The organism is Pseudomonas sp. (assembly GCF_050739935.1).
Classification (GTDB): Bacteria; Pseudomonadota; Gammaproteobacteria; order Pseudomonadales; family Pseudomonadaceae; genus Aquipseudomonas.
Genome location: NZ_JBOICF010000050.1, coordinates 1 through 7204, shown reverse-complemented (window position 1 = coordinate 7204; position 7204 = coordinate 1). Strand labels below are relative to the sequence as shown.

Below are 7204 nucleotides of genomic sequence, written 5' to 3'. Positions count from 1 at the left end.
CTCCTACAAGGGATCTGGTGTGTATGCCAGATCCTCGTACGGCGAAAAACCAAGGCGTTGGGTCAGACAGCTCATCTTCGGCTGACCCGCCACGTTCGCCAGCAAGCCGGCTCCTACAAGGGATTTGATACGTATGCCAGATCCTCGTACGGCGAAAAATCCAAGGCGTTGGGTCAGACAGCTCATCTTCGGCTGACCCGCCACGTTCGCCAGCAAGCCGGCTCCTACAAGGGATCTCCTGTGTATGCCAGATCCTCGTACGGCGAAAACCCAAGGCGTTGGTCAGACAGCTCGTCTAAGGCCTCGACGCAATTTTATGGTTGGGCTGCCACAGATGCTGATTGCTTAACAGTCAAGTGGTTGCCCAAGCTACGTCAGCTCAGAGCCATTGACGAGCCATCAGCCACATCCCGAAACCTACGGCCATCAGCGCCCACGCCAGCAGCGGATGAAACGCCACTCGCCAGGCAAGCGCCCGGGGTTCGAAACCGACGCCGTGCACGAAGCCACCGGCCACGCCCCACATGATCAGCATCAGCAGACTGTGAGAGTAATGACCGTTGGCATCGAGCATCGATGCCGGGTGAATCAGCAGCACCAGGCTCAGGGGCACCGCCATCAACAGAGACAGCGCCCGGCCGATGGCATGCCTGAACGGTGTGCTCAGCGCCTCAGCGGTCACGACCATTCTCCACGGTGTTGGCGTCCGAAGACTCCAGCCACAGGGCATTGATGATGCCGAAGCTGCAGGCCAGCAATACGCCAAGTATCCAGGCGAAATACCACATGATGTTTTCTCCTCAAGCAAACGTGGGCTCAGTACAGGCCGTGCGGGTTACGGTCGATATGCGCGGTGGTGACCTTGCCCCACATCTTGGCGTAGCACCACAGCGTGTAGCAGAGGATCAGTGGCACGAAGATGGCCGCCGCGATCAACATGATGACCAGGGTTTTGTGACTGGAGACGGCGTCCCACACGGTCAGGCTCGATGCCGGGTCCAGGCTCGACGGCATGACGAACGGGAACATTGAAAACCCCGCAGTGCACAACGCGCCGACAATGGCCAGGCTGCTGCCCAGGAATGCCATCCTGCCCTGCCCCGCGCTGGCGCCGAGCAATGCCAGCAGCCCCCCAAAGATACCCAGCAGCGGCGCGATGACGGTCAAAGGATGTTGATGATAGTTGGCCATCCAGCCATGGTTGGACGCCTCCACCGTCTTGGCCAACGGGTTCAGCGCAGCACCTGAATCGAACGCCGAGGTAATCGCCAGGCCTTGAATGCCCCCCAGCAACAGCCACACCCCCGCACCGATGAACGACACCAGGAACACCAGTGCCAGCCATTGCGCCGCACGCCGCGAGCGACGGGCAATCGCGCCCTCGGTGCGCATCATCAGCCAAGTGCCGCCATGCAGACCGAGCATGCTCAGGCTGACCACGCCAGCCAGCAGACCGAACGGACTGAGCAATTGCCAGAAGTTGCCGTGATAACTGGAGCGCAGGGTTTCATCGAACTGGAACGGTATGCCCAGCAGCAGGTTGCCGAAGGCCACGCCGAACACCAGCGAAGGCACCAGGCCGCCGACGAACAGGCCCCAGTCCCAGCTTTGCCGCCAGCGGGTGTTTTCCAGCTTGCTGCGGTAATCGAAACCCACCGGGCGCACGAACAATGCGAACAACACCAGCAACAGCGCCCAGTACAACCCGGAAAATGCCGCCGAGTAGACCAGCGGCCAGGCAGCGAACAACGCGCCACCGGCGGTGATCAGCCAGACCTGATTGCCGTCCCAGTGCGGTGCGATGGTGTTGATCACCGCCCGCCGCTCGTTGTCAGTACGGCCTACGAAAGGCATCAGCATCGCCGCGCCAAGGTCAAAGCCATCAGTGAGGGCGAAACCGATCAGCAGCACGCCGACCAGCACCCACCAGATCAGTTTGAGTGTCTCGTAATCGAACATCATGTGTTCCTCAGGCCAGGGTCGGTTGTTTGGCAGCGGACAAGGCGCCGTCCCGTCGTTCGAAGTGATAGCGACCGGTATGCAGGCTGCTTGGCCCCAGGCGCGCGAACTTGATCATCAGGTACATCTCGATGATCAACAGCACGGTGTAGAAACCGACCAGCGCCAGGATCGAGCCAATGACATCGCCGCTGGACAGGGTCGAGGCGGACAGGTGGACCGGCAGCACTTCACCGATCGACCACGGCTGACGACCATGCTCGGCCACCCACCAGCCTGTCTGTGTGGCGATCCATGGCAGCGGCAGGCTGAACAGCGCCCACTTGAGCAACCAGCGTTTGCCCGATTCATTCTTGCGTGCCGAGGCCCAGAACGCGCAGATGAACAACAGCAGCATCAACACGCCGCTGAGCACCATGATGCGGAACGTCCAGAAGATCGACGCCACATGCGGGATCGAATCCAGCGCGGCCTGTTTGATCTGCTGCTCGTTGGCATCCACCACCTTGTCGGTGTATTTCTTCAGCAACAGGCCGTAACCCAGATCCTTCTTCGCGTCGTTGAACGCATTGAGGGTCTGCTCGCTCTTGTCGCCAGCGCGAAGCTTGCCCAACAAGTCGTAGGCGACCATGCCATTGCGGATGCGTCCCTGATGCTCGGCGACCAGATCCTTGATCCCGGTGACCTGTTTGTCCACCGACCGGGTGGCGATGAGGCCCATCACGTAAGGGATTTTCACCGCGTAATCGGTGCGCTGCTCAGCCTGATTAGGCAAGCCGAACAGGGTAAACGCCGCGGGTGCCGGTTCGGTTTCCCATTCGGCTTCGATGGCGGCCAGTTTGGTTTTCTGTACGTCGCCAATTTCGTAGCCGGATTCATCGCCGAGTACGATCACTGACAAAATCGAGGCCATGCCGAACGCCGACGCGATGGCGAAGGAGCGACGGGCGAAACCGATGTCGCGGCCCTTGAGCAAGTACCAGCTGGAAATCGCCAGCACGAAGATCGCGCCTGTCACGTAGCCGGACGCGACGGTGTGCACGAACTTGACCTGCGCAACGGGATTGAATAGCAGGTCGCTGAAACTGGTGAGTTCCATGCGCATGGTGGTGAAGTTGAATTCGGCGCCGACCGGGTTCTGCATCCAGCCGTTCGCGATCAGAATCCACAGCGCCGACATGTTCGAACCGATCGCTACCAGCCAGGTCACGGCCAGGTGCTGCACGCGGGTCAGGCGATCCCAGCCGAAAAAGAACAGGCCAATGAAGGTGGACTCGAGGAAGAACGCCATCATCCCTTCGATCGCCAGTGGCGCACCGAAAATATCGCCCACGTAGTGGCTGTAGTAAGCCCAGTTGGTGCCGAACTGGAACTCCATGGTCAGCCCGGTGGTGACGCCCAGCGCGAAGTTGATGCCGAACAGCTTGCCCCAGAACTTGGTCATGTCCTTGTAGACCTGCTTGCCGGTCATGACATAGACCGACTCCATGATGGCCAGCAGGAAGGTCATGCCCAGGGTCAGCGGCACGAAGATAAAGTGGTACAGCGCGGTCATCGCGAACTGCAGCCGAGATAGGTCGACGACTGATTCCGAAATCATTTTGGGTTCTTCTCAGAAGATACGGGAGGGGCGCCCAGTACATGCAGGCCGGCTTGCACCCCGTCATCCTTGACCTCGACTGCAGCATCGAACCAGACGCTGCGGATTCCCATCAACAGGACGAGCTTGATCAGCAGGATCAGACCGATGTCTTTGGCCAGCGGGTGTTTGAGGAAATCGAAAGGACCGGGCATGTTGAGGACTCGTTGGGGTGCACGGTATTTTTCCTACAGTGCTTTCCGAGACCTTTGATCCATGTCAAAAAAGCCGGGACGACGCGGTGTGACACAACGCCACAGGGTTGTTTAACGACGTTTATTCCTCACTCCGTGCCGCCTCCCCCGCTCCCCTGTCGCAGTCCGGCTTACCGGCGGTGGCACTCACAGGATCGCTGCCGCAGCAAGCCGTGTTGCACGGGGTTGATCGAGCCGGCAAGCTGAATGACGAATGGCAGATAAGCGCCTCAAGCGGTGGGTTTTTCAGCCGATATCGTGGCTGTAAGAGGCCGTCCGGCCATGTTTCTCCGCGTGTGCCGGAAATCGGATAACCTTCGCTACTGCAGTCGATGAGGTAGCTATTCATGCCCCCCCTAACGCTCAATTCCAAGACCCGCTGCGTGCTCTATGGCGCGGTAATGCTATGGCTGGGCGTTTGCGGTGCGCGGGCCGAAACCATTCGCATCGTCACCGAGGAACTGCCGCCCTATAGCATGACCCGCGACGGCAAGCTGACCGGCATGAGCACCGAGGTGGTGCAGGCGGTTCTAAATGAAGTGAACGTGCAGGCGAGCATCCAGTCGATGCCCTGGGCGCGAGCCTACGATCTGGCGCTGCATGACCCCAACGTATTGATTTACTCCATCAGTCGCACGGCAGAGCGAGAAGGCCTGTTCAAATGGATCGGGAGCATTGCCACTTCGCGCTGGTATCTCTACTCCTCGTCCACGCACCCCATCAGCCTGACGGACCTGGACGACGCCCGCGACTGGCAGATCGCAACGGTCAACGAGGACGTCGGCGAGCAATACCTGATCGGCAAGAAGTTCATCGTCGGCGAACAACTTCAGTCCAGCAATCGCTATGAACTCAATTACCAAAAGCTTCGAACCGGCCATGTCGACCTGTGGATCTCCGATGAACTGAACGCCGGCTACCTGGCGCGGCAGGCAGGTGACGATCCGGCTCGCACGCTGGTGCAATCCTTGCGTGTGCCGGAACTGGAAGAGAATGGGGGGCTGAGCATGGCTTTCAGTGCCGGGACGCCGGATGCTACTGTGCAGCTGTTTCAAAAAGGGCTGAGGACTATCCGTGAGAACGGCACCTATGATGCCATTGCACGGAAATGGAATTGAGCATGCTCGCAGAGTCCGAATCCCGCCTTCCCGAAAATGCTGCCGTACCCCCTCGAACCGGTTCGCTCGCGCGCAGGCTGGTACTGGCGACCCTGGCATTCTGCGTACTGTTCACGTTGGCCACCGTCACGGTTCGCACCTGGTTCGCCTGGAATACCAACCTTTCGAACATGAACGCCGAATTGAACCTGATCGACCAGGTGTTCCAGGGCACGTTGTCCAAAGCGGTCTGGGAAATGGACAACGAAGCCTTGCAGGCGCAGATCGACAGCGTGGCCCTGGCCGCGCCGGTGGGCCGCGTCGAGTTGCGCATTCTGCGTGCCGGTCGCGCGCCGCAGGTGCTGGAACGTCAGCATCCTGGCCATACCGGTTCTTCACTTGCCCCGGCCCTGCACCGCCAATTGACGGTCGCCCCTTACCCCGGCGCCAATGAGGTGGTGGGTGAGCTGAGCATCGAGGGCGATGCGCGCCTGCTGTGGCGGCGCCTGTGGAAGGAAGTCGGGATCATCATGTTGACCCAGATCATCCAGTCGCTGGCCCTGGCCGGGCTAATCATGGGCATGTTCAACCGCTCGGTGACCCTGCATGTGCGACGCATCGCCCGCCATCTGGAACAACTGACCCCGCAGAACCTGAAAAATCATCTGGTGCTCGAACGTGGCAGCAAGGCCAGTGATGAATTGGACCTGTTGGAGGCCGGGGTCAACGATTTGCAAGACAAGCTGGCCAACCACATCGAACGCCAGACCCGGGATGAAATCGCCCTGGCCGCCAGCCGCGATCAGTTGGCCGAACTGGTCGACCAACGCACCGCGCAATTGAAGGCGGCGAACATTCGTCTGGAAGCCCTCACCCGTTTCGACCCGCTCACCGGCCTTGCCAACCGCAGGCACTTCGACGAGCTCAAGGAACTGGAATTCAACCGGGCGCTGCGTCATCGGCAGCCGTTTTCGGTGCTGATGTGCGACATCGATTTCTTCAAGCTCTACAACGACACCTATGGCCACGCCCATGGCGACCAATGCCTGCGCGATGTGGCCCTGACCATGAGCGCACTGTTCTCGCGCTCCGGGGAGCTGGTGGCGCGCCTGGGTGGCGAAGAATTTGCGGTGCTGCTGCCGGGGCAGAACCGGCAACAGGCGCTGAACTCCGCCGAACGTCTGCAAGCGCTGTTGGCCGAGCAGAAGCTGCCGCACAAGGGTTCCGGCGTATCGCCGTATGTCACGTTGAGTATCGGCATCGCTGAGCTCGATCCTGCGAACATGGAACGTTTCGACCAGTTGCTGCAAAGCGCCGACAAAGCCTTGTATCGCGCCAAGAGTCAGGGCCGGAACCGGTGTGAGATCTGATCACGGGGAGAATGGAGATGCGCCGTACCCAGCATTCGCTCAAACAGGGCTGGAGCTTTTTATCCGCGACGATGATGGTGCTCGTTTGCCTGAGCGTCCGGGCCGAAACATTGCAGGTGGTCACCGAGGATTCCTCTTACAGCTCGCTGCAGGACGGCAAGGTGGTCGGGCCCGCCAGCGAAGTCGTCGAAAAGATCCTCGCAAGAGCCGTAGTCAAGGATTACCACATAGCGCTTTACCCTTGGGCGCGTGCGTATGACATGGCACGGTTGGAGCCCAATGTGATGATTTACCCGATCCTGCGCAGCAGCGAGCGTGAGTCGTTGTTCAAGTGGGTGGGTGAGCTGGATCAGGTGACCACGCTGTTCTACAAGCTGCGTGAGCGCCAAGACATCGTGATCAAGAGCCTGGCGGACGCCCAGAACTACACCGTGGGCGTGGTACGCGACGATTCGCGGCAGGAATACTTGGAGGGCAAGGCGTTCAGCAAGATGGTGGTTTCGGCGAACAACCTGGATAACCTGCGCAAACTGCTCGGTGGTCAGGTCGCGCTGGTGCCCATGCCGGAGCGCGAGGCGCGGGAGCAGTGTGAGGACCTTCATATCGCTTTTGATCAGCTTGAGAGCGTATACACCATCGATGAGCTTTCCAAAGGGCTGTATGTCGCGATGAGCCTGAAGACCCCGGCGGATACGGTGCAGCGGGTGACTACGGCCTTTTCGCAGTTGAAGGATGAGGGGGCGGTGGCGAGGGCTATGGCGCAGTAGATTGATGGCCGGTTTGTTTCACGGTGTTTGGCGGTTGATGTTGGATGTATATCCGTTAGCGGCGGTGGCGCTGATAGAGTTCAGTCTGACGGCAGAAGCGTTATCACCATCAACTATAGGAGCCGGCTTGCTGGCGAACGCGGACTGCCATACAACGCCTGTGGTGACTGACCCACCG

Annotated in this window: 8 protein-coding genes; 3 read left to right on the top strand and 5 right to left on the bottom strand. The window is 59.9% G+C overall.

The genetic code is table 11. The features are described from left to right. Positions 1-379 precede the first annotated feature (379 nt). From ACRER8_RS08625 to cydP, 5 genes are read right to left on the bottom strand one after another with little or no spacing between them, the layout of a single operon-like run. Positions 380-682 carry a cyd operon YbgE family protein gene (locus ACRER8_RS08625; RefSeq protein ID WP_431745914.1) on the bottom strand — a complete coding sequence of 101 codons (303 nt, stop codon included), beginning with the start codon at positions 680-682 and terminating at the stop codon, positions 380-382. Continuing rightward, positions 672-788: a cytochrome bd-I oxidase subunit CydX gene (gene cydX, locus ACRER8_RS08620; protein WP_431745913.1), complete on the bottom strand. Its 117-nt coding sequence runs from the start codon at positions 786-788 to the stop codon at positions 672-674. The genes ACRER8_RS08625 and cydX overlap by 11 nt, the downstream gene beginning before the upstream one ends. 28 nt (positions 789-816) lie before the next feature. Beyond that, entirely contained in the window at positions 817-1959 is a 1143-nt protein-coding gene (gene cydB / locus ACRER8_RS08615; protein WP_431745912.1) for a cytochrome d ubiquinol oxidase subunit II, read from the bottom strand. Between the two features lie 10 nt (positions 1960-1969). Next, on the bottom strand, positions 1970-3559 hold the full coding sequence (locus tag ACRER8_RS08610) for a cytochrome ubiquinol oxidase subunit I (RefSeq protein WP_431745911.1): 1590 nt from the start codon (positions 3557-3559) through the stop codon (positions 1970-1972). Continuing rightward, positions 3556-3753, bottom strand: coding sequence for a cytochrome oxidase putative small subunit CydP (gene cydP, locus ACRER8_RS08605; RefSeq protein WP_431745910.1), 198 nt, complete (start codon positions 3751-3753; stop codon positions 3556-3558). The genes ACRER8_RS08610 and cydP overlap by 4 nt, the downstream gene beginning before the upstream one ends. 386 nt (positions 3754-4139) lie before the next feature. Between cydP and ACRER8_RS08600 the strand changes: the two genes are divergently transcribed. Genes ACRER8_RS08600 through ACRER8_RS08590 form a run of 3 tightly spaced genes read left to right on the top strand, consistent with a single transcriptional unit; the run spans position 4140 to position 7026 of the window. Continuing rightward, complete coding sequence (locus ACRER8_RS08600; protein ID WP_431745909.1) at positions 4140-4910, top strand: substrate-binding periplasmic protein; 771 nt, start codon at positions 4140-4142, stop codon at positions 4908-4910. Positions 4911-4912: 2 nt separating this feature from the next. Then, positions 4913-6259 (top strand): diguanylate cyclase domain-containing protein, encoded by a 1347-nt coding sequence (locus ACRER8_RS08595; protein WP_431745908.1) that lies wholly within the window; start codon positions 4913-4915, stop codon positions 6257-6259. Between the two features lie 17 nt (positions 6260-6276). Further along, positions 6277-7026 (top strand): substrate-binding periplasmic protein, encoded by a 750-nt coding sequence (locus tag ACRER8_RS08590; RefSeq protein WP_431745907.1) that lies wholly within the window; start codon positions 6277-6279, stop codon positions 7024-7026. Positions 7027-7204: the final 178 nt, after the last annotated feature.

Bases quoted from the DNA above. Each gene is read 5' to 3' on its own strand.
- cydB (WP_431745912.1), bottom strand. From the start codon at position 1,959: ATGTTCGATTACGAGACACTCAAACTGATCTGGTGGGTGCTGGTCGGC.
- cydX (WP_431745913.1), bottom strand. From the start codon at position 788: ATGTGGTATTTCGCCTGGATACTTGGCGTATTGCTGGCCTGCAGCTTC.
- cydP (WP_431745910.1), bottom strand. From the start codon at position 3,753: ATGCCCGGTCCTTTCGATTTCCTCAAACACCCGCTGGCCAAAGACATC.
- ACRER8_RS08590 (WP_431745907.1), top strand. From the start codon at position 6,277: ATGCGCCGTACCCAGCATTCGCTCAAACAGGGCTGGAGCTTTTTATCC.
- ACRER8_RS08600 (WP_431745909.1), top strand. From the start codon at position 4,140: ATGCCCCCCCTAACGCTCAATTCCAAGACCCGCTGCGTGCTCTATGGC.
- ACRER8_RS08595 (WP_431745908.1), top strand. From the start codon at position 4,913: ATGCTCGCAGAGTCCGAATCCCGCCTTCCCGAAAATGCTGCCGTACCC.
- ACRER8_RS08610 (WP_431745911.1), bottom strand. From the start codon at position 3,559: ATGATTTCGGAATCAGTCGTCGACCTATCTCGGCTGCAGTTCGCGATG.